At 67.1% G+C, this 19,646-nt stretch carries 10 protein-coding genes and 3 tRNA genes; 5 read left to right on the forward strand and 8 right to left on the reverse strand.

What is annotated here, in order from left to right:
* Positions 1 to 216: 216 nt before the first annotated feature.
* From JAO84_RS10890 to JAO84_RS10905, 4 genes are all read right to left on the reverse strand, one after another.
* Positions 217 to 762, reverse strand: a complete 546-nt coding sequence (locus JAO84_RS10890; protein WP_370412613.1) for an RNA polymerase sigma factor — start codon at positions 760 to 762, stop codon at positions 217 to 219.
* A 46-nt stretch (positions 763 to 808) separates the two neighbouring features.
* Positions 809 to 1,270 carry a hypothetical protein gene (locus JAO84_RS10895; RefSeq protein WP_370412615.1) on the reverse strand — a complete coding sequence of 154 codons (462 nt, stop codon included), beginning with the start codon at positions 1,268 to 1,270 and terminating at the stop codon, positions 809 to 811.
* A 637-nt stretch (positions 1,271 to 1,907) separates the two neighbouring features.
* A complete protein-coding gene (locus JAO84_RS10900; RefSeq protein ID WP_370412617.1) occupies positions 1,908 to 2,438 on the reverse strand; it encodes a hypothetical protein in 531 nt (176 codons plus the stop codon).
* Between the two features lie 85 nt (positions 2,439 to 2,523).
* Complete coding sequence (locus JAO84_RS10905) at positions 2,524 to 11,223, reverse strand: DNRLRE domain-containing protein (protein WP_370412619.1); 8,700 nt, start codon at positions 11,221 to 11,223, stop codon at positions 2,524 to 2,526.
* A gap of 318 nt (positions 11,224 to 11,541) precedes the next feature.
* Here JAO84_RS10905 and JAO84_RS10910 point away from each other — a divergent pair, with 318 nt between their 5' ends.
* Positions 11,542 to 11,994 (forward strand): hypothetical protein, encoded by a 453-nt coding sequence (locus JAO84_RS10910; RefSeq protein ID WP_370412621.1) that lies wholly within the window; start codon positions 11,542 to 11,544, stop codon positions 11,992 to 11,994.
* Between the two features lie 178 nt (positions 11,995 to 12,172).
* Here JAO84_RS10910 and JAO84_RS10915 read toward each other — a convergent pair whose 3' ends face one another.
* The 4 genes from JAO84_RS10915 to JAO84_RS10930 form a co-directional block, all read right to left on the reverse strand.
* Positions 12,173 to 12,754 carry a L,D-transpeptidase gene (locus JAO84_RS10915; protein WP_370412623.1) on the reverse strand — a complete coding sequence of 194 codons (582 nt, stop codon included), beginning with the start codon at positions 12,752 to 12,754 and terminating at the stop codon, positions 12,173 to 12,175.
* Between the two features lie 730 nt (positions 12,755 to 13,484).
* Positions 13,485 to 13,561: transfer RNA gene (locus tag JAO84_RS10920), tRNA-Ile, on the reverse strand.
* Between the two features lie 162 nt (positions 13,562 to 13,723).
* A tRNA-Asn gene (locus JAO84_RS10925) sits at positions 13,724 to 13,799 on the reverse strand.
* 5 nt (positions 13,800 to 13,804) lie between these two features.
* A tRNA-Asn gene (locus tag JAO84_RS10930) sits at positions 13,805 to 13,877 on the reverse strand.
* 135 nt (positions 13,878 to 14,012) lie between these two features.
* Here JAO84_RS10930 and JAO84_RS10935 point away from each other — a divergent pair.
* The 4 genes from JAO84_RS10935 to JAO84_RS10950 all read left to right on the forward strand — a co-directional run bounded on the left by JAO84_RS10935 (position 14,013) and on the right by JAO84_RS10950 (position 19,634).
* Positions 14,013 to 14,321: a YtxH domain-containing protein gene (locus tag JAO84_RS10935; protein WP_370412625.1), complete on the forward strand. Its 309-nt coding sequence runs from the start codon at positions 14,013 to 14,015 to the stop codon at positions 14,319 to 14,321.
* Between the two features lie 98 nt (positions 14,322 to 14,419).
* A complete protein-coding gene (locus JAO84_RS10940; protein WP_370412627.1) occupies positions 14,420 to 15,859 on the forward strand; it encodes an FGGY family carbohydrate kinase in 1,440 nt (479 codons plus the stop codon).
* Between the two features lie 110 nt (positions 15,860 to 15,969).
* Positions 15,970 to 17,703, forward strand: coding sequence for an ABC transporter ATP-binding protein (locus JAO84_RS10945; RefSeq protein ID WP_370412629.1), 1,734 nt, complete (start codon positions 15,970 to 15,972; stop codon positions 17,701 to 17,703).
* On the forward strand, positions 17,703 to 19,634 hold the full coding sequence (locus tag JAO84_RS10950) for an ABC transporter ATP-binding protein (RefSeq protein ID WP_370412631.1): 1,932 nt from the start codon (positions 17,703 to 17,705) through the stop codon (positions 19,632 to 19,634). Before JAO84_RS10945 ends, JAO84_RS10950 begins: the two co-directional genes overlap by 1 nt.
* The last annotated feature ends 12 nt before the right edge of the window (positions 19,635 to 19,646 follow it).

The following is a 19,646-nucleotide window of genomic DNA, read 5'->3' on the forward strand; positions in this document are numbered from 1 at the left end:
GTGCTGTCTTCAGCGAGCGTCCCATGGCCCGTTCCGGTGCGGGACGCCAGTCGTCGCGGCGTCGGGTGCGCCGAGACGCGTGCAGGCCCTTGTCGCGGGCAGCGCGGAACGCGGCGACCGCCGCATGAGCCGAGGCATCGTCCACGCCCCTGGGACGCAGGGCAGCGGCTAGTGCCGCCTCGACATCGTCGTGTTCGCGCATGCCGCCTTCATCATTCATCCCAGCATTTCCTTCGCGAGCCGCTTCAGTCCGCGGTGCGCGGCGGAGCGTACCGCTCCGACCCTCTTGCCCAGCACCCGCGCGGCCGCAGGCCCGTCCAGCCCGACGACCACCCGCAGCAGCACCGCCTCAGCCTGGTCCCGGGGGAGCCCGGCGACCAGGGCCAAGGCCTTGGCGGTGGATATCGCCTCCAGAGCCTCGCCCGCCGTCTCCCGAGGCGAGGGCAGGTCGAGGATTTCCTGTTCGAACGGGGCCGTACGCGGTCGGGAACGCAAACGCCGGAGATGGTCCAGCGCGCGGTGGCGTGCGATGGTCGCGGTCCAGCCGCGAAACCCCGCACCGTCTCCGCGGAACCGAGCCAGGTCTCGGGCTATCTCCAGCCACGCGTCGGAGGCCACGTCCTCGGCTGACTCGCCGACGAGCCCTCGCAGATATCCCAGAAGCCCAGGCTGCACGATCCTGTACACATAGGCGAACGCCTCGTCGTCACCGTCCTGCGCACGCTCCACCGCATGCTGCAGAGTGGCGTCGTCCGCCCTCAATGATCTTCCCCTGGTCTTCCCGCGTCACGCTGTCCAGCGCATCACCCTACGCGGCTGCCTGTCGCCGGCCGTCGGCCATCCCCGACAGCGGCAGGCGCTTCGGACGACGCGGGACCACCAGGAACAGCTCGTAAGCGGACTCGCCGGAGCCAAGCTCGAAACGGTTGACCACCTTGCCGAGCGGGTTCCACGCCCGCCCGTCGGGCGTGCGGACGCCGACCGGCTGCCGGAACAGTTCGGACGCCGTGTCGTCGAAGTCGACCCAGCGAGCGCGCGCTCGCCGGACCAGAACTTCACCGAAGTACGCACCCAGATCCTGGAGGGTCCTGGCAGCAGCGACCGGGTCATCGACCCCCCGCCGCAAACCATCCACCACGCGGTCGACAATCCGCAGGCTGCCTGCGGAGAAGTCCAGAGGAAGCCGTGCCTCCATGATCGCGCGAGATGCGAACGCAGCGGCATACCTACTCATGTCGGCGGCCCGCAGTACGCGGTTGGCTCGGTCCATCGGTCCCACCCCTCGTGTATGGACCGGTGCCCCCCCGGTCCCCCTGGCCCCATAGGAGGACCGCGGGTTCTCCACGTCCTCCCAAGAACCCAGCGGAACCGGGCACCGGACCATCACGGGTCCGCGATGTGATCACCACCACATCCCGATGAGGTGAGCTGACGGGCGGCGTCGGGGACCTCGATCCGACCGGTGAAGGGTCGCGTGTCAGCCTGGAGCTCCTGCTCGTATCGGATCTGCCGCCCCTGATGCGGAACTACGAACCCGAAGGAGCGCCTGTAGGACGTCATCCGGTAGGTGCGCGCGCGTCCAGGACGAGAGTCTCCTCGAAGCCGGCCAGCACGATGCGTCCCCCGCCCGCCGTGACCCCGGCCCTACGCAGCTTGTCCAGGGGACTGGAGCTCCCGGGCGGCCTTCGCAATGGACGGCCGGCCGCGCTGCCCCCTGAGGCCTTCGATGCGCCCGTGGCGGGTGCGGATGACTTCACCGGCCCGGCCGATGGGCCCCGGGTTTGCTGCGTTCCGCAGCCGGCCATTGCGGTGAGGATGGCTAGGCCCGCCACAGGCCAGAGGAGCCGTCTCTTCATCGCCCACATCCGGAGCGAGCACACGACGGCCCCGACGAACTGACATCAAGCTCAGAAGGTGCTCTCTGGAGCAGGCGCGAAGAAGGGCTCCGGTACCAGGTCGGCGATTGAGAAGGGCTCGAACTGCGGATCAGCCACCACGCGGTAGATGAACTCGGGTGTGGACATGTCGACCTGACGCCACTCCCGGTAGCCTCGCCCTCGCGTCACGATGGGCCATTCCTCCCCCGCTTTACCATTGGCCAGCCAGTAGTACTCGCCTTCGGTCTGACTGAATCCCCACGGGATGAGCCCAATCTGACCAGGCTGGTAGATCCGGTACGGTGCGTACAGCGGGTCCTCCCCCTCGGTCGGGGCATCGGCGCTAAGACTCTGCCAGGTAGTGGAGAGATCAAAGGCCCCTCCAGGTGCGACGGATAGAATCTGAAGGAAATCCGAGAAGAGCCCCTTGCCGAAGGTCGCTGCGAGGCGCTTGTAATCCTCAGGAAGGGCCAATTCAAGGCGATCCTCGGTCTCACCCCAGGACATATCCGCTTGACGGGACTCCCAATGGGTGATTTCCACCAGTCGATCGATCCACATACCGAACCTCACTGAATGACATGTACAGAGGAGGAGCCGGGCGGGGCGGAGTTGGAAAGCTACTCCGCCCCGCCCAGCCACACCACTAAGGAGTGTTTGCTATGGGGAAGGTGCCCCCAGCGCCCGTATCGGCGCTGTACCACGTAATCGTCAAGCTGTCCGGAATGTACGTATTTCCGTCCGGGTAGTGCGCCTTCGCGCTATAGTACACCGTCTCCCCCTTCTCGAGGTGGCTGGCGATTTGATTTTCCACCCGCTTCATTCTCGAAAGGTTCGTTGCCGGGTACAGCGGAACGAGATTTCGAATATCCCTTCCGGTGCCGCCGAATCGATTGGGGAGGAGGTGTCCGCGATGGAGGCCCTGCCCGTACAGGCTTTCCCCTTGACGCATCCCCTTGGGGATGAAGAGCGGATTCTGTGTGGGCCAGACAGTGTCACTGCCCACAAGTCCAGGACCACCCTCCCCGATTTCTCCGGTCTCCTTATCGAAATTATCGATATTCGCCTGATTGAGGCACGCCATGACTCCTTGCGCCCGGCCTTTACTGTCGAGTGGCATGTAGAAGGCCGCCGTGTTCCCGCTATCCTTGCATCCGTACTTCGTCACTGCGTTCGGATACGAGTCGTAGCGGCTGTACTCGTGGATTCCTTGCGGTTCGGCGAACAATCCAACGTTGTAGTGCGGCTTGCGCTCGTCATACGTTGTCTTCTTCGGCTCGTTGTCCGCGTTGAATCCGAGCACGTTCACGAAGATCTCGATGGCAGTCAGCCAACCGCCTCCGCGTACCTTCGTGACGGTAGAACTGCTGCTCCTGAAAGCGCTCTTAACGGTGTCCCACCAGTCGTGGCCATCAAGCTCGACCCTGCTGGTGGGGTTACCGCCGGTGAAGGCGTAGCGGTTGCCCGTGTACGGGTCTGCTCCCAGACCCATGTCGGCGAGGGCGCCGTTGTACATGTCCCGGCTGGTGAAGCGGTTCAGGCCCGGGTTGTAGTCGCGGAAGCCCATGTCGTAGGTGCCGGACTGGGCATCCCAGCGCTTGGCGTTGAAGCGGTAGGGGTTGTACGCCTCCTTGGTGGGGTCGGCCGAGTCGGGCTTGTCGATGCCGGTGAACTCGGTCTTGTCGTCCGAGCCGTAGGCGGTGTAGCCGTAGGTGGCCTTGGTGTCCCCGTCCTTGGTGGTCAGAGTTTCGACATCGGTGTGGCTGTTGTAGCCGTAGTAGCCGTCCTCGGTCGTTCCGTCGGTGTTGTGCTTGACCTGGGAGAGGCGTTCGCCCCAGGGGCTGTACTGGTACGACGCGGTCAGGACGCCGGCGACTTCCTCGTTCAGAACCTCGTTGGACAGGCCGAGGTAGGTGAAGTCGGTGGTCTTGCCGTCGGCGGTCTTGGTGGCGGTGCGGTCGAGCGGGTCGAATGTGTACGTGGTGGTCTTCATGGACCCGCCGTCGAGCTTGCTGCTCTCGATGACGTGGTCGAAGCCGTCGTACACGCTTCGCTCGATGACCTGACCGCCGCTGGTGACAGACTCCTGACGCCCGAAGGGGTCGTAGTTGTAACTCGCAGAGACACCGGACGTCGTCGAGCTCAGCAGCCGGTTGCGGTCATAGGAGTACGTGGTGGACGTGCCCTTGACCGTCTGGCTGATGACGTTGGCATTGTCGTCGTGGACGTACGTCTCGGTGTCCGCGCCGTTGCCGGTCTTGACCGACTTGGCCAGCCGGTTGACCGGGTCGTACGTGTAGTCGGTGGTGGAGTCGAGGTACGCCGCGTGGTTGTCGGCGTTCATCTTCTTCGCCACGTCCTGCGTCTTGTTGCCGTTGGCGTCATAGGCGTAGGAATGTGAGGAGACCAGGGTGCCGTTGGGCTTCTTCTCAGTCTGGGTCTTGAGAGCTGCGTTGAGGTAGTACGTGTAGTCGACCGTGTTGCCGTTGGCCTTGGTCTCCTGCAGCTTCAGACTGCGGTCGGTGTACGTGTAGCTGGAGACCTTCGGGTTGGCGTCGGTCGCCGTCTTGCCGACGGAGAGTGTCTTGACCAGTCCGCGCAGGTCATACGTGTACTTCGAGTACTGGTCGGGGTGGGTGACCGTCTCGGGCTGGCCATTGGCGTCGTACGTGTAGGAGGTGGACTTTTTCTCCTGGCCGGCGAGCGCCTCGGTCACCTTCTGGACCTGGTTCAGTCCTGTGTAGGCGATCGTGTAGGCGTCGGTCTTGGCACCGGAGGAGGTGTCGTCGATCGAGGTCAGGTTGCCGTTGACGTCGTAGGCGTAGGTGAAGGTCTTCTTCTCGTTGTCGGTATCACCCGTATTGTCTCGGACGAGCTTGACTCCGTCGGCGACGACCACGCCAGCGCTGTTCTGGAACAGCTGGAGCTTGGCCGTGTTGCCCTGAGTGAAGGTGAACGAGCCAAGGCTGACCCAGGTGCCAGCGCCCGAGTTCTGGTCCTTGGTGACGTCGGTGGTGCCGGTGGAGTGCGTGACCGTGTACTTCGCGGTCGTGGCGGCCCCGGTGACCTGGGGGTACTTGACGTAGGCGGTGTAGGTGCCGTCCTTGGGAATGTTCAGGGTCCAGGTGAAGGCGTCCGTGCCCGCGCCGGCGACGTGGACCTGGTGGTCGTAGCCCTGCTGCCCGGTCAAGCTGCCCTTGGCCCAGGTGCCCGTGGCAGAGGTGTTCTGGGTGTCGGAGTTGTCGGCCAGCACAACCGCGCTGCCGACCGGAACACCGTCGTCCGACTTGGACTTCAGCTTCCCGTCCGGGAAGTACGACCAGCTCATGGTGCGGTTCGAGGAGCCGCCCGCCGACGTCAGGGTCCGGGCCGTCTGCTTGCCGAGCTCGTCGTAGTCGTACGTGGTGAGGATGTCCCACGGGTCGGTGGACGACTTCGCCCAACCGTTGTCGAAGTAGCTGTAGGTGGTGTCGTTGCGGACCGTCTGGCCCTCCGACGGCGGCAGGGAGGTCTTGGAGACCCGGCCCACCTCGTCGTAGACCGTCTGGGTGTAGACATTCGGGTTGCTGTAGCGCGTGTCCGCCGGGTCGTAAGGCTGGAACTGCTTGACCGGACGGTTCATTGCGTCGTACTCGGTGCGGGCGGTGAAGTCGTCCGCGGCTGCCGTGTCCACACCACGCGGGCTGATCACCTTGGTGGTGTTGCCGACCTGGTCGTACTCGTACTTCGTGGTCCGGTACGTGATGCCGGGGCTGGTGCCCGTGTACGGGACCTTGACCTGGGTCTGCTTGCCCCGCTCGTCGTAGGTGACCTCGGTGGTGTTGTTCTCGGCGTCCGTGGAGGAGACGACCAGGGAGTCCTTGTCGTAGGACCGGCTGGTGGTCTTGCCTGCGGCGTCGGTGACCGTAGTGACCCGGTGGTTGAGGTCATAGGCGGTCTTAGACGTGTAGTCGGTGGTGTCGGCGGTCGCGTTCTTCTTCGGATCGACGACCGTGGTGATGTTGCCGACGTTGTCGTACTCGTATGAGACCTTGTCGCCAGCAGCGTTGACGGCCGACGTGAGCTGGTAGATCTCGTCGTAGTAGTTAGTGGTGAGGTAATCGTTCAGGTCCGCGGTGGTCGCGGTGCCCTTCGGCTCGGTGGTCGTCCTGAGGTGGCCGGCCTTGTCGTAGGTGTAGGAGGACTTGCGCTCCGGTCCTGTGGGGGTGTCCCTCGGAGCGGTTGCCTCACTGATCTGGTCCGCCGCGTCATATACCGCGGTCGAGACCGCGCCGTTGGGGGCGGTGGACGTGGTGACGTTGTCGTTGGCGTCGTACACCGGTGCAGGCGTCGTGATCAGCACGCCCGCGTCCTGATCCTTGGGCACGGTGTTGACCAGCGGACGGCCGAACGTGTCGTACGTCTGCGTGGTCTTCTTCCCCAACGCGTCGGTGGCCTCAGTGACTTGACCGCGTTCGTCGTAGACGAATGTCGTCGCCTTGCCCAGGGCGTCGGTGATGGTGTCCGGGTATCCAGTCGGACCGAATCCGCTGTTGGTGGTCGGGTTGCCGTTGGCGTCGGTCGCCTTAGTCAGCTCGCCGTACGCGTCGTAGTCATACTTCGTGGTGTAGTCGTCCGGAATGGATGTGGTCGCAACGCCCTTCGGGTCCGTGACCGTTTTCAGGTTGCCGAAGGTGTCGTACCCGAACTGCCAGGTACGGCCCTCGGGGGACGTCTTCTTGAACAGGTCGGCGGAGTAGCCGTCCAGACGGGTCTGGTACTCGTACTTCGCTGCGTTGGCGGGGTAGGTGCCTGGAACACAGTCGGAGGACGGCGGCACGCCGGCCTTGTTGTTCTCGGCGTCACGCTGCCAGAGGGGGTAACCGGTCTTCTGGTCGTAGCAGTACGCGGCCTTCGCCCCGTTGGCCTCCTCCATGTACGTGACGTTGTTGTCCGCGTCCCAGCTCATCTTGCTCGTCTGAGACTTGGCGTTCGTGGTCTGCACCGGGCGGCCGAAGTCGTCCATCACGTAGTCGGTCGCGTGATTCTCCGCGTCGGTGACCTTCGTGTCGGTGAACCCGCTGTTGCCGGCGTTGACCGCGTAGGCGTAGTTCGTGGTGCCGTTCAGTCGGTCGGTGATCGTCTTGATCCACCAGTGGTACTTCGGGTCGTCGCCGATCTGCGGGGCGTAATACGCGAGCTGCGTGGCGTTGCCGCGCGGGTCGGTCGCCTTGACCAGCTTGACGTTCTTGTTCCCCTGCGTGGCGTCGTAGGTGAACTTGAAGTCCTTGGGCTGGCTGGAGCCGACACCGTCGGTGATCTGGCCCAGCAGGCCCTTGTCCGTGTAGTAGAAGGCGATCTTGCGGCCGGAGATGTCCGTCATGGACTTCACGTGGTCGTAGATCTTGGAGTTGGTCAGATTGGTGCCGCTGACCTTGACGCCCGAGTCGTTGATGTACTCGTAAGTGGCGTCACCCTTCTTGTAGTACTCGACCGTGAGGCTCCGGCGGTCGGCCGGGTCGGTGATGTAGGTGAGGAACTTGGTCGGCTTGTTGTTGGACTTCCGCTCCTCGTACGTGTACGTCTGCGTGTTGCCGTTCTTGTCAACGGCAGACGTCATGTAGCCGTCGCAGCCGAACAGGAACCGCGTGCCGTCGGGGCGCGTGAGCGTCCAGGCGTCAGGGATCGGGTCCTTGGTGGGCTGGCAGTCCAGGCCCGCCTTCATCGTCAGCTTGTAGTGGACACCGGCCGGTGCCTTCCAGACGCTGTTGGTGGCGTCCCAGCGGAAGACGTGCGTGGTGCCGTCACCGTCCGGGAGCCGGATCTCCGTCGGGTTCGGCTTCGGGTGGAACTCCAGCGGCGCGCCCAGTCGGGTCGGACCTGCCGCCTGTCCCGACCAGCCATGGCCCAGCACCGTGTCGGAGGTGTCGAGCGAGTTGTACGCGAACCGGGCGAACGTGGTCAGGCCCCGGCCAGGGTTGGTGAACGCGTTGTACGACCAGACGCTGTTGCCCGACGCAAGGTTGTTCATGACTGTCGAGCCGGCGCCGGTGTTCTTGCCCGCGTACGAGTAGAACTTCTCCAGGCCGAGGGTGTTGGAGGTCGGGTCCTCGACCGTGACGTTCTGCTTGAGCGCCGGGATGGCACCGGTGCCGGCGGACAGCCAGGTGCCGTCGGCGACCTTCTTGATGTCCCAGCCGAGCACGTAGTCCAGGCGCTTGTTGCCCTCATCGGAGTTGATGGGGGTCTTGACCTGCGCCTGGATGGTGGCCGACTTGCCCGGCAGGAGGGCCGGGATCGCGGTGGACAGCTGGTTGCCGCCCGTCGTTACGTCCGTACCGTCGGGGAGCTTCCAGGTGTACGAAAGCACCCGCTCGCCGGCAGCCCACGCCGTGGACGTGGTGTTGGTGACCGTGAACTCGACCGTGTACTGCGAGTTCGGCGTCATACGGGCCGGAGTTGTCGGCGCGTAGTACGTGTCCTCGGTCGTCGCGTCGACGTAGATGACCTGCATGTACGGGCGCAGCTGCGGGTCCGAGGCCTCGGACGACAGGAACAGGGTGCGTTCCTGCGGGCCGGTGGTGGTCTCGTCCTTCAGCTTGACCAGGACGCCCTTGTTGTTGGCGGGGGTGCGCACCCAGGACTGCATGAGCCCGGTGGCATCCCACCAGTGGCGGCCAACCTCGTCGGTGATCTGCGGGACCGTGTCGGAGACGGTGGCGGAGAAGTCGCCGCCCGCGGTGGTCCACGGGGTCGTGGAGTTGGCGTTGTTCCACGTGGCCTGGGTCTCGGTGAAGTCCCGGGTCAGGGAGTGGAGTTCGTAGATCGCGCCGCTGGTGGTGCTGGTGGTCTCCGCGCCCCACATGTACATCTTGTTCTCCAGCACCGTGGCGGTGGTGGGGATGGATGTGGTGGGGAACTTCAGGACCGCGCGGGTCTTGCCGTACGTGCCGGAGTTGTTGCCGACGCTCAGCCAGGTCTGCGCCTTGCCGGAGACCAGACCGTCGTGGTTGACGGTCGGCTGCTGCGAGGAGAGCGTGGTGTCGACCTGGCCCGCCTGGATGATCTTCATCGTCCGGCCGGCCTTGGGGATGCCCACGATGCGGGTCGGCGACCCGAGCAGCTGCCCGTTCTTGGTCTTGACCGCGAGCTGGTAGTAGTACGACTTCCCGATCTCGCTGGAGCTGGAGTCCGGGGTCGGCACCGCCGTGGTGTCCGTGTACGCCGTCGCCGTCGAGGCGATCGGCGCGATCAGCGTCGCGGCCGACGGGGTGAAGACCTGCTGCGTGGAGCGGTGCAGCTGGTACTCCACGATGTCCAGGCCGCTGTCACCGCTGCCGTTGGCGTATGCCGGCCACGAGAGCTCCGGGCCGGTGGAGTGGACCACGGTCGGCGAGTTGAGCGACGTGCCGACGGCCCCGTAGGTCACCGTCAGACGCGGGTAGGTGGACGTCTCGTCACCGTAGGTGTTGCCGTCGGCCGCCTCGTAGCGCGGGCCGCCGGTCGGCGCGGTGCCCGACTCGTCCTTGGCCTTGAGCACGAAGCCGTAGTTGGCCGCCGTGCCGGAGACCCACTTCTGGACCGTGTCGGCGACCGGGAAGTCGTGCCACTTGTTGTAGTCCCAGGCGGCCTTGGTGATCTCGGCCGGGTTCACCAGCCGCACCGAGTCGGCCACCGTACGAGTCGTGGACGAGCCCGTGTCACCGAGGACGACCTTGCCGGCGTTGCCCTTGGCGAAGCTCAGCTCCGCCGCGTCCAGGGTCTTCCAGACGCCACCGGTGCCGGTCTGGTTGACCGTGTAGTTCTTGGTGCCGCCGTTGTAGGTGACGGTGTACGGGGCGGCCGTGGCCGCGTCCGCCGCGGCCGGGTAGTGCACGTCCACCCGGTACGTGTCTGTCTCCGGGACCCTGGGCTGCCAGGTGTACGACTCGCCCGTGAGCGCGTTCTTGTTGTAGGCGTAGTCGTCGTTGGTCGCGGCGCCACCGTTCGTCGTGCCGCGCGGCCACTCGCCGACCGCCGCCGTACCGGCGTCGCCGTCGTCCAGCTGCACGGTGGTGCCGGACAGTTCGCCGACCAGCGCACTGGTGTTGGACCAGGTCGCGGGCGTCGTGCCCGCCTCGCTCCACGCCCCGGTGGCCCGGTGCGCTTCGAGGGCGACCGCGTTGGCATTGGTGGTATGCGACTGGTCGTAATACAGGCTCAGCCGGGCCGCGTCGACCTTCACCCCGGCCGGGATCTCGTCCAGCGGGAACTTGACCAGGGAGCGGGCAATGCCGGTGTCGGTCTTGCCGACCGACAGCTTCCAGGTGTTGTTGAAGTTCACCCCGGGCTGGTCCGAGAGGACCATCGTGTCCTCGGAGGTCGAGGCGATCGGCGTGATCGTGATCGTCGGGTCGATGACCACCGGGTACTGGCGTTCCTTCGCCGCCAGCCACTTGGCATCCGGCGTGACGGTCAGCTTCCAGCCCTTGCCATCGGTGTCCCGGGTCAGCTTCTGGGTGACCTTGGTGCTGTACGTACCGCCGGTGACCGACTGCGGATCCTTCGTGGCATCCGTCATGTACGGAGCCGGAATCACCATGACCGGAGTACCGGGAGCCTCACCGAAGAAGGCGATCGAGCCGTCCTTGCGGGTCTGCGGCGTCAGGCCTCCCTCGGTGTCCAGAGTGAAGGTGAACGACACCGGACCAGCCGGGCGTTCGGCCAGGACGATGTCCTCCTTCACCTGACCGTTCCCCACCCGGTACGACAGGTCCGCGCCGGCAACGGCGTCCTTGTAGACGACCCGGTCGCCCTTCGCCTCCGGCCTGAGCACGCCGGCACCGGACAGGCCGAACGTGACCGCACCACCGGTCTCCGCCTCGAAGCGCACGAACCTGCCGGCATCCGAGCCGAACCAGCTCTTACCGGTGTTCGCGGTGTTGGCGAAGTCGAAGCCCTTGTCCTCGGTGGCGCGCACCGTCGTCTCGACCGGCTTCCAGGACTTCCCGGACCTGTACGCCGTCGGCACAGCCGTCAGCTCGGCCTCGATCCGGCCGTCCGACAACTGCCAGAAGCGCGCCTGCGACGTGCGCCGGTCGGTCAGCTCCTTGACCCGCTTCGCCTTCGGGAGCTTCTCACCCTTCGGCAGCTTCTCCCGGCTGGGTATCTCCAGGTTCCCGCCGGCCGGGGGCTTGCTCAGCCCCTCGCCGTCGTCCGAGAACCAGCCCGCGATCGTGTCGAAGACGCCCTTGCCGTCGTCGTTGTTCGCCGGTGATTGCGGAGCCGCGTAGGCGACCTGCGGCAATAGCGTGCCCGCTACCGCCGAAACGACAAGACAGGAGAGATATCTCCTGTACGGAACTTTCACCTCAATACCTTTCGGCATCGACGCACCCGCATCGCGGCACGCGAAAAGGGCACGCCGAACGAGCCGGCGCGGAGGTTTCCGGCCAGCTTGGCGCAATGCCGAGTGATCGCATGGGGGCATGAACCACGAGGTCACAGGCATTGCAGCGGGCTTTTTAACCATCTCCGTGACGCCCGGTCAACCCCCAAGACATAAAGGACAATTGTCGAGTCGATGAGGTATTGTTCGTCCGATTCTTCCGCTCGCTCGCGCTCGGCCGATGGCATGGTGTATAACCACCCGATTCATCTGCCAGCCGACCGAAAGCCGGTATCTCTCATGTCTTCTAATGAACTCGTGGAAAACACGGTGCGGGAGGAGATGGAACCCGAGAGCGCAGGGGGCTCCCCGGACCGGCGAGGAGTGCTGATCGCCGGCATGGCCCTGCTCGCCTGCCTCGGACTGCTCGGCTACGGCATCCTCAACACCGACGAGCAGCCGAAGCCGCGCGCCGTGCCGACGGCCGAGGTGACGTACGAGGTCACGGGAACAGGGACCGTCGAAGTCTGGTACCTCGCCCGGAACGAGGCAGGCACAGCCACGGTCGAGAAGGCGGTCACCCTTCCGTGGACGAAATCGGTCCAGGTACCCCTCGGCAAGGCTCCGACCGTCGCCGTCGTCCTCGACGGGAAGGGCGGCCAGGCGTCCTGCACACTGGCCATCCGCGGAAAGCATGTCCAGCGCGCCACCGCCATGGGCGAGTTCGGGCGTGCCACATGCACCGGCGCGCTGCCCGATGACAACGGGTAACGGTCCGCATCCGACCCCGGCGTGCGGGTCAAGGGCCAGGCCGCCAATCAGAACACCAACGGCCGGGACCCTTCCACGGGGTCCCGGCCGTCTGGCGTCACGAGGCACGATGTCGGCTGTTGCGAGTGGACTCCCTCCGAGCGAGCGACCCGTACCGTGCCATGCAGTACGAGATGGCTCAGCCGATCGCGATCCGCGGGTTCGCCGACGGCCTGACCCAGCCCATGAACCGGTCCATCGTCGCCCGCGGCACGGAAACACAGCCAGCGGTCGCACCGTTGCCGTTGACGTGCAGGAAGATCCCGGCACCGCGGCCGGGTATGGCGGGCCACCGGTTGAAGTTGATGACGAGCGCCTTGGCGTACTGCGTCGGGTAGTTGATCAGGTGCTCGCTGCCGCGGTCGCCGGACTCGGTGAGCGGGAAGTCCGCGCCCTCGGCCGTGTGCATCTGGTTGTAGAACTTCGACTCCGGGTCCTCCACCCACCAGTGGCGGTCGTCGACCTTGGTGTACGGCATGGCTGTCCCGCTGGACTCGACGCCGAAGCCCTCGGTGATCGTGTACGTCCCCGAAGGCGTGGTGTACGTGCTCTGCCTGCGGGTTGCACCGTCCACGACACCGTTGGAGCCCACACGTCCAGCGCTCGTGGAGAACTGCGCCTTCCAGCCGGAGGAGCCCTTCTGCCACGCGGTGACGGTGGCGTACGAACCGCGGGCCTTGACCGTGATGACCTGCGTGGCGTTGCCGATGTTCACGGGCACGGGAAAGTCCGGTGCGGCGGCGGGCTGGGACGTCTGCTGTCCGGACCCGTCAACCGTCCCGCTGCCGGCTATGCCGCCTGCGGGGCTCGCCTTCGGGGTCACGCTTCTGGACGGCTTGGCGGAGGCGGAAGGGGACTTCGACGCGGACACCGAAACGGAAGGGGAGGCGGAGGCAGACGCAGAGGCAGACGGGCTCGCCGACGCGGAGCTGCCCTTGGCCTCGCCATCACCCAGGTCAGTGCCAGGCGCGACAGAGGCCGCGGAGCCGGCGGGCCCCTTCTGGCCGCCGCAGGCCGACACGAGAGTCACCGCCCCGATGACAGCCAGCACGGACGCGTACCTACAGGAAGAACGCAGCACGAAGTGATTCCTCGGTTCGTCGGAACAGCGCGGCACGCACCGCCGCGCATCAAGGCGGCCGGTTATACAGGCTCCGCGGCCACCAAAACCACGCGCAGGACATTACGGACACGACCGCCGACAGAGGGGCGTCGACGAGGGCTCGGAATTCGGTACGGGTGTGCGGCGTGTCACACGCAGGAGCCGTGGGATCGCCGTGGGATCATCGACACGGCACCACATCCCACGCTCCACCCAAAACCGCAGGCCAAGAGGGTGCGGCCCCTGCGAAACAGGCCGAAGGCACCCGTTTCGCTGCACCAATGTGAGGCGACCGCTGCACGCGGAAACGCCCCTCCAGGGGTGTTTCCGCAGGTCAGAACGTTTTTCTTGGTGGGGCGGGTGGGACTCGAACCCACGGCCGACGGATTATGAGTCCGCTGCTCTAACCGGCTGAGCTACCGCCCCGAACACCACGGCGCGTACAAGTGTGCGCGCCGTCTGCCGCAGCATAGCCGCTCATACGATCTCCTGCTCCGGATGGTCGGCCATGCTCAACCAACAGGACTCACCCGTCCCGTCGGCGGTTCCAGGGGAAACGAAAAAGGACCCCGAAGGGTCCTCTTCCGATGGCTCCCCCGACTGGACTCGAACCAGTAACCCTCCGGTTAACAGCCGAATGCTCTGCCAATTGAGCTACAGGGGATCGCGCTCCCCCGACTGGACTCGAACCAGTAACCTGCCGGTTAACAGCCGGCTGCTCTGCCAATTGAGCTACAGGGGATTGCTGCGTTGCGACGAACGGCCCCACCTCCGGCCTTGCCGGGGAGCGGGCGCTCGCTGCGAGACATAGATTAGCGCAAGCAGGGGGGTGCTCCGCCAATCGGTATCCCCAGGGCGTCCAGGGAAGGATCGCAGCGTGCGGTACAAGCTGGTCTTCGTCGCCGGACTGGGCCTCGGTTTCGTGATCGGGACGCGGGCCGGGCGTGAGGTGTACGAGCGGATGAAGTCGTCCGCGAAGCAGGTCGCCGGGAACCCCGCGGTGCGCAACGCGGCCGAGTCCGCCGCCCAGGGCGGGCGGCAGGCCGCCGGGCGGGCGCTGCACGTGGTCGGCGACCAGGCGCAGCGGATCCCGGAGAAGATCCGGTCGCGGCGCGAGCACAACGGGCACTACAGCCGGCAGTCCGCCCAGTTCGAGGACGACGACTGGGGAACCAGCAACACCTGAACCCGGGCAGCCGAACCCGGACACGTGAACCGGGCGGCTGAAGCCGGAATCACCCGGCGTACACCGGAAAGACCCGGCGTACGGCAGAATCATGTGCCATGGGGATAGTCGCCGGCCTTGACAGCTCAACGGACTCCACGCGCATCGTCGTCTGTGACACCGACACCGGTGCCGTGCTGCGGCAGGGCCATGCCCCGCACCCCCTGGAACCCAAGGCCACCGACGTCGACCCGCAGGCCTGGCTGCTCTCCCTCGGGGACGCCGCGACCGGCGGGCTGCTCGAAGGCGTGCAGGCCATCGGGGTCGCCGCGCAGGGGCACGGGATCGTGCCGCTCGACGCGCAGGGCGCCCTGGTGCGGCCCGCGCTCGTCGGGAACGACAAGCGGGCCCAGGTCGCCGCGGCCGACCTCGTCGAGTCGTTCGGCGGGCGGCAGGCGTGGACCGGGGCCGTCGGCGCCGTGCCGCAGTCCGGGATGCCCGTCGCCAAGCTGCGCTGGCTCGCCCGCACCGAGCCCGAGCACGCCCAGCGGATCGCCTCCGTCCTCCAGCCGCACGACTGGCTGGTCTGGCAGCTGCTCGGCCGGCCCGCGCGCCGCACCACCGACCGCGGCGCCGCCTCCGCCACCGGCTACTGGTCCGCCCGCACCGGGTCCTACCGCCCCGACCTCGTCGAGCTGGCGCTCGGGCACCACGCCGCGCTGCCCGAGGTGCTCGGGCCCGCCGAGGCCGCCGGCACCACCCCCGAAGGGCTGCTGATCTCCGCCGGTACGGGCGAGACGATGGCGGCCGCCCTCGGTCTCGGCCTCGGCACCGGGGACGCGGTCGTCTCCCTCGGCGCCTCCGGCTCCGTGATGGCCGTCCACCACGAGGCCCCGGCCGACCCGGACGGCACGATCACCGCGTACGCCGACGCCGCCGGCATGCACCTGCCCGTGGTGCACACCTCCAATGCCGTACGGGTGCTCCGCGGCACCGCCGAGATGCTGGGCGCCGAGTCGCTCGACGAGCTGTCCGCGCTCGCCCTGAAGTCCACCCCCGGCGCCTCCGGGCTCGTGCTGCTGCCCTATCTGGAGGGCGAGCGCACCCCGAACCTGCCGCACACCGCCGGCACCCTCAGCGGGCTGCGCCGCGAGTCCATGAAGCCCGAACACCTGGCCCGGGCCTCCTTCGAGGGCATGCTGTGCTCGCTCGCCGACGCGATGGACGTGCTGCGCCGGCGCGGCGTCGAGGTGCGCCGGGTGTTCCTGCTCGGGGCCGCCGCCGGGCTGCCCGCCGTGCAGGCCATGGCGCCCGCGCTGTTCGGCGCGCAGGTCGTCGTACCCCAGCCGGCCGAGTACGCGGCGCTCGGCGCCGCCCGGCAGGCGGCCTGGGCGCTCGGGGTGTCCCAGGGCACCCTCTCCCCCGCGGTCCCGCCGGCCTGGCAGGGCGCCGCCGCGCAGGTCTTCGAGGCGGGCGAAGAGCTCGCGGTCGGGCAGGCCGTGCGCCAGCAGTACATCGCCACCCGCGACCAGCTGCACCCGGGCGCCTTCAGCGCGTGAGCGGGAGGACACCCGCACGCGGGGACGCTTCGTAAAGACTTCACCAGGGCTCAGCGGGGCACCCTAAAACGAGTCGTAACGTCTCGGGAGCGCGGGCGATAGTAGAACCCGTGCTCATAAGACTCCTCCGAACCTTCCTCGGCCCGTACAGAAAACCCATCGCCCTGCTCGTGCTGCTGCAGCTGCTGCAGACCAGCGCCACTCTCTACCTGCCGACCCTGAACGCCGACATCATCGACAACGGTGTCGTGAACGGGGACACCGGCTACATCCTGCGGTTCGGCGCGCTGATGATCGGCGTGTCCCTCGTGCAGGTCGTCTGCAACATCGGGGCCGTGTACTTCGGTGCGCGGACCGCGGCCGCGCTCGGGCGGGACGTCCGGGCCGCGGTCTTCGGCCGTGTGCAGTCCTTCTCGGCCCGGGAGGTCGGACACTTCGGCGCGCCGTCGCTGATCACCCGCACCACCAATGACGTGCAGCAGGTCCAGATGCTGGTCCTGATGGCGTTCACCCTGATGGTCTCCGCGCCGATCATGTGTGTCGGCGGCATCATCATGGCGCTCGGCCTGGACGTGCCGCTGTCGGCCGTCCTGATCGCCGTCGTGCCGGTGCTCGGCATCGCGGTCTCGCTGATCGTGCGGAAGATGCGCCCGCTGTTCCGCACCATGCAGGAGCGGCTCGACACCGTGAACCGGGTGCTGCGCGAGCAGATCACCGGCAACCGGGTGATCCGCGCCTTCGTCCGCGACGGCTACGAGCGTGAGCGGTTCAAGGGCTCGAACGTCGAACTGACCGACGTGTCGATGTCCACCGGACGGCTGATGGCACTGATGTTCCCGACCGTGATGACGGTCGTGAACGTGTCGTCGATCGCCGTCGTCTGGTTCGGAGCGCACCGCATCGACAGCGGCGCGATGGAGATCGGCGCGCTGACCGCCTTCCTCGCGTATCTGATGCAGATCGTGATGGCCGTGATGATGGCCACCTTCATGTTCATGATGGTGCCGCGGGCCGAGGTGTGCGCCGAGCGCATCGAGGAGGTCCTGGCGACCGAGTCCAGCGTGGTGCCGCCGGCCGAGCCGGTCACCGCCCTGGCCCGGCACGGGCATCTGGAGGTCAGGAACGCGGACTTCCGCTACCCGGGCGCCGAGGAGTCGGTGCTGCGGGACGTCGAGCTGGTCGCCCGCCCCGGCGAGACCACCGCGATCATCGGCTCGACCGGCTCCGGCAAGTCGACGCTGCTCGGCCTGGTGCCGCGGCTCTTCGACGTGACCGGCGGCGAGGTCCTGGTCGACGGCGTGGACGTGCGCGAGCTCGAACCGGGCCTGATGGCGCGGACGGTCGGCCTGGTGCCGCAGAAGCCGTATCTGTTCTCCGGGACGGTGGCGACCAATCTGCGGTACGGCAAGCCCGACGCGACCGACGAGGAGCTGTGGCACGCCCTGGAGGTGGCCCAGGCCAAGGACTTCGTGGCCAAGCTGGAGGGCGGGCTCAACGCGCCCATCGCGCAGGGCGGCACCAATGTCTCCGGCGGGCAGCGGCAGCGGCTCGCGATCGCCCGCACCCTGGTGCAGCAGCCGGAGATCTATCTCTTCGACGACTCCTTCTCCGCCCTCGACTACGAGACGGACGCGCTGCTGCGCTCCGCGCTCGCCGCGGAGACGGCCGAGTCGACCGTGGTCATCGTCGCCCAGCGGGTGTCGACGATCCGGGACGCCGACCGGATCGTGGTCCTCGACGAGGGCCGGGTGGTCGGCACGGGCCGGCACCACGAGCTGATGGCGGAGAACGAGACGTACCGGGAGATCGTGCTCTCCCAGCTGACCGAGGCGGAGGCAGCCTGATGGCCGGTCCTGGCGGACGAATGATGGCCGGCGCCGGCGGCCCGGACTCGAGGTCGATGGACTTCAAGGGTTCGGGCAAGCGGCTGCTGCGGCAGCTGGCGCCGGAGCGCGGCACGCTGTGGCTGATGCTGATCGCCGGTGTGCTGTCGGTGGCGGCCTCGGTGGTCGGGCCGAAGATCCTCGGCAAGGCGACCGACCTGGTCTTCGCGGGCGTGGTCGGGCGGCAGATGCCCGAGGGCGCCACCAAGGAGCAGGCCCTCGCGGGGCTGCGCGCCAAGGGCGACGGCGGCATGGCGGACATGCTGTCCGGGGTCGACTTCACCCCGGGTCAGGGCATCGACTTCACGGCGGTCGGCGAGGTGCTCGGCATCGCGCTCGGCGTGTACGTGCTCGCGGGCCTGCTGATGCTGGTGTCGACCCGGATGTCGATCAGGGTGATCAACCGGACGATCTACCGGATGCGCGAGGACGTCCAGGCGAAGCTTGCGCGGCTGCCGCTGTCGTACTTCGACAAGGCCAAGCGCGGCGAGGTGCTCTCGCGGGCGACCAACGACATCGACAACATCTCGCAGACCCTGCAGCAGTCGATGGGCCAGCTGATCAACTCCCTGCTGACCATCGTCGGCGTGCTCGCGATGATGTTCTGGATCTCGCCGCTGCTCGCCCTGGTGGCACTGATCACGGTGCCGCTGTCGGTGGTCGTGGCGACGAAGATCGGCAAGCGCTCGCAGCCGCACTTCGTGCAGCAGTGGAAGTCCACGGGCAAGCTCAACGCCCACATCGAGGAGATGTACACCGGGCACACCCTGGTGAAGGTCTTCGGGCGGCAGGACGAGTCCGCGCGGGACTTCCGCGAGCAGAACGAGGCTTTGTACGAGGCCGGGTTCAAGGCGCAGTTCAACAGCGGCGTCATGCAGCCGGTGATGCTGTTCGTGTCGAACCTGAACTATGTGCTCGTGGCCGTCGTCGGCGGACTGCGGGTGGCCAGCGGCAGCCTGTCCATCGGTGACGTGCAGGCCTTCATCCAGTACTCCCGGCAGTTCTCGATGCCGCTGACGCAGGTCGCGTCGATGGCGAACCTGGTGCAGTCGGGCGTGGCCTCCGCCGAGCGGATCTTCGAGCTGCTCGACGCGGAGGAGCAGGAGCCGGACGCGCCGCACAGCGAGCAGCCGGCGGACCTCAAGGGCAAGGTGGCCCTGGAGCGCGTGTCCTTCCGTTACGAGGAGGACAAGCCGCTCATCGAGGACCTGTCGCTCTCGGTGGAGCCGGGGCAGACGGTCGCGATCGTCGGCCCGACCGGCGCCGGCAAGACGACGCTGGTGAACCTGCTCATGCGGTTCTACGAGGTGACCGGCGGCCGGATCACGCTGGACGGCACCGACATCGGCAAGATGTCGCGGGAGGACCTGCGCACCGGGATCGGCATGGTGCTCCAGGACACCTGGCTGTTCGGCGGCACCATCGCGGAGAACATCGCGTACGGCGCGACGCGCGAGGTGAGCCGGGCGGAGATCGAGGAGGCGGCGAAGGCGGCCCACGCGGACCGCTTCATCCGCACCCTGCCCGAGGGCTACGACACCGTCATCGACGACGACGGCGCGGGCGTGAGCGCGGGCGAGAAGCAGCTGATCACCATCGCGCGGGCGTTCCTGTCCGACCCGGTGATCCTGGTCCTCGACGAGGCGACCAGCTCGGTCGACACCCGTACCGAGGTGCTGATCCAGAAGGCGATGGCGCGGCTCGCCCACGGGCGCACCTCGTTCGTGATCGCGCACCGGCTCTCCACCATCCGGGACGCGGACGTGATCCTGGTGATGGAGAACGGCTCGATCGTCGAGCAGGGCACGCACGAGGAGCTGCTCGCCTCGGAAGGTGCGTACGCGCGGCTGTACGCGGCGCAGTTCGCCCAGGCGGTCGCCGAGGTGGACTGAGCGTCCACCGGG

The organism is Streptomyces fradiae (assembly GCF_041270065.1).
In the GTDB taxonomy this organism is placed as follows: Bacteria; Actinomycetota; Actinomycetes; order Streptomycetales; family Streptomycetaceae; genus Streptomyces.

Coding starts and splice junctions, on each gene's coding strand:
- JAO84_RS10895 (WP_370412615.1), bottom strand. CDS start 1,270: ATGGACCGAGCCAACCGCGTACTGCGGGCCGCCGACATGAGTAGGTAT.
- JAO84_RS10900 (WP_370412617.1), bottom strand. CDS start 2,438: ATGTGGATCGATCGACTGGTGGAAATCACCCATTGGGAGTCCCGTCAA.
- JAO84_RS10940 (WP_370412627.1), top strand. CDS start 14,420: ATGGGGATAGTCGCCGGCCTTGACAGCTCAACGGACTCCACGCGCATC.
- JAO84_RS10905 (WP_370412619.1), bottom strand. CDS start 11,223: ATGCCGAAAGGTATTGAGGTGAAAGTTCCGTACAGGAGATATCTCTCC.
- JAO84_RS10950 (WP_370412631.1), top strand. CDS start 17,703: ATGGCCGGTCCTGGCGGACGAATGATGGCCGGCGCCGGCGGCCCGGAC.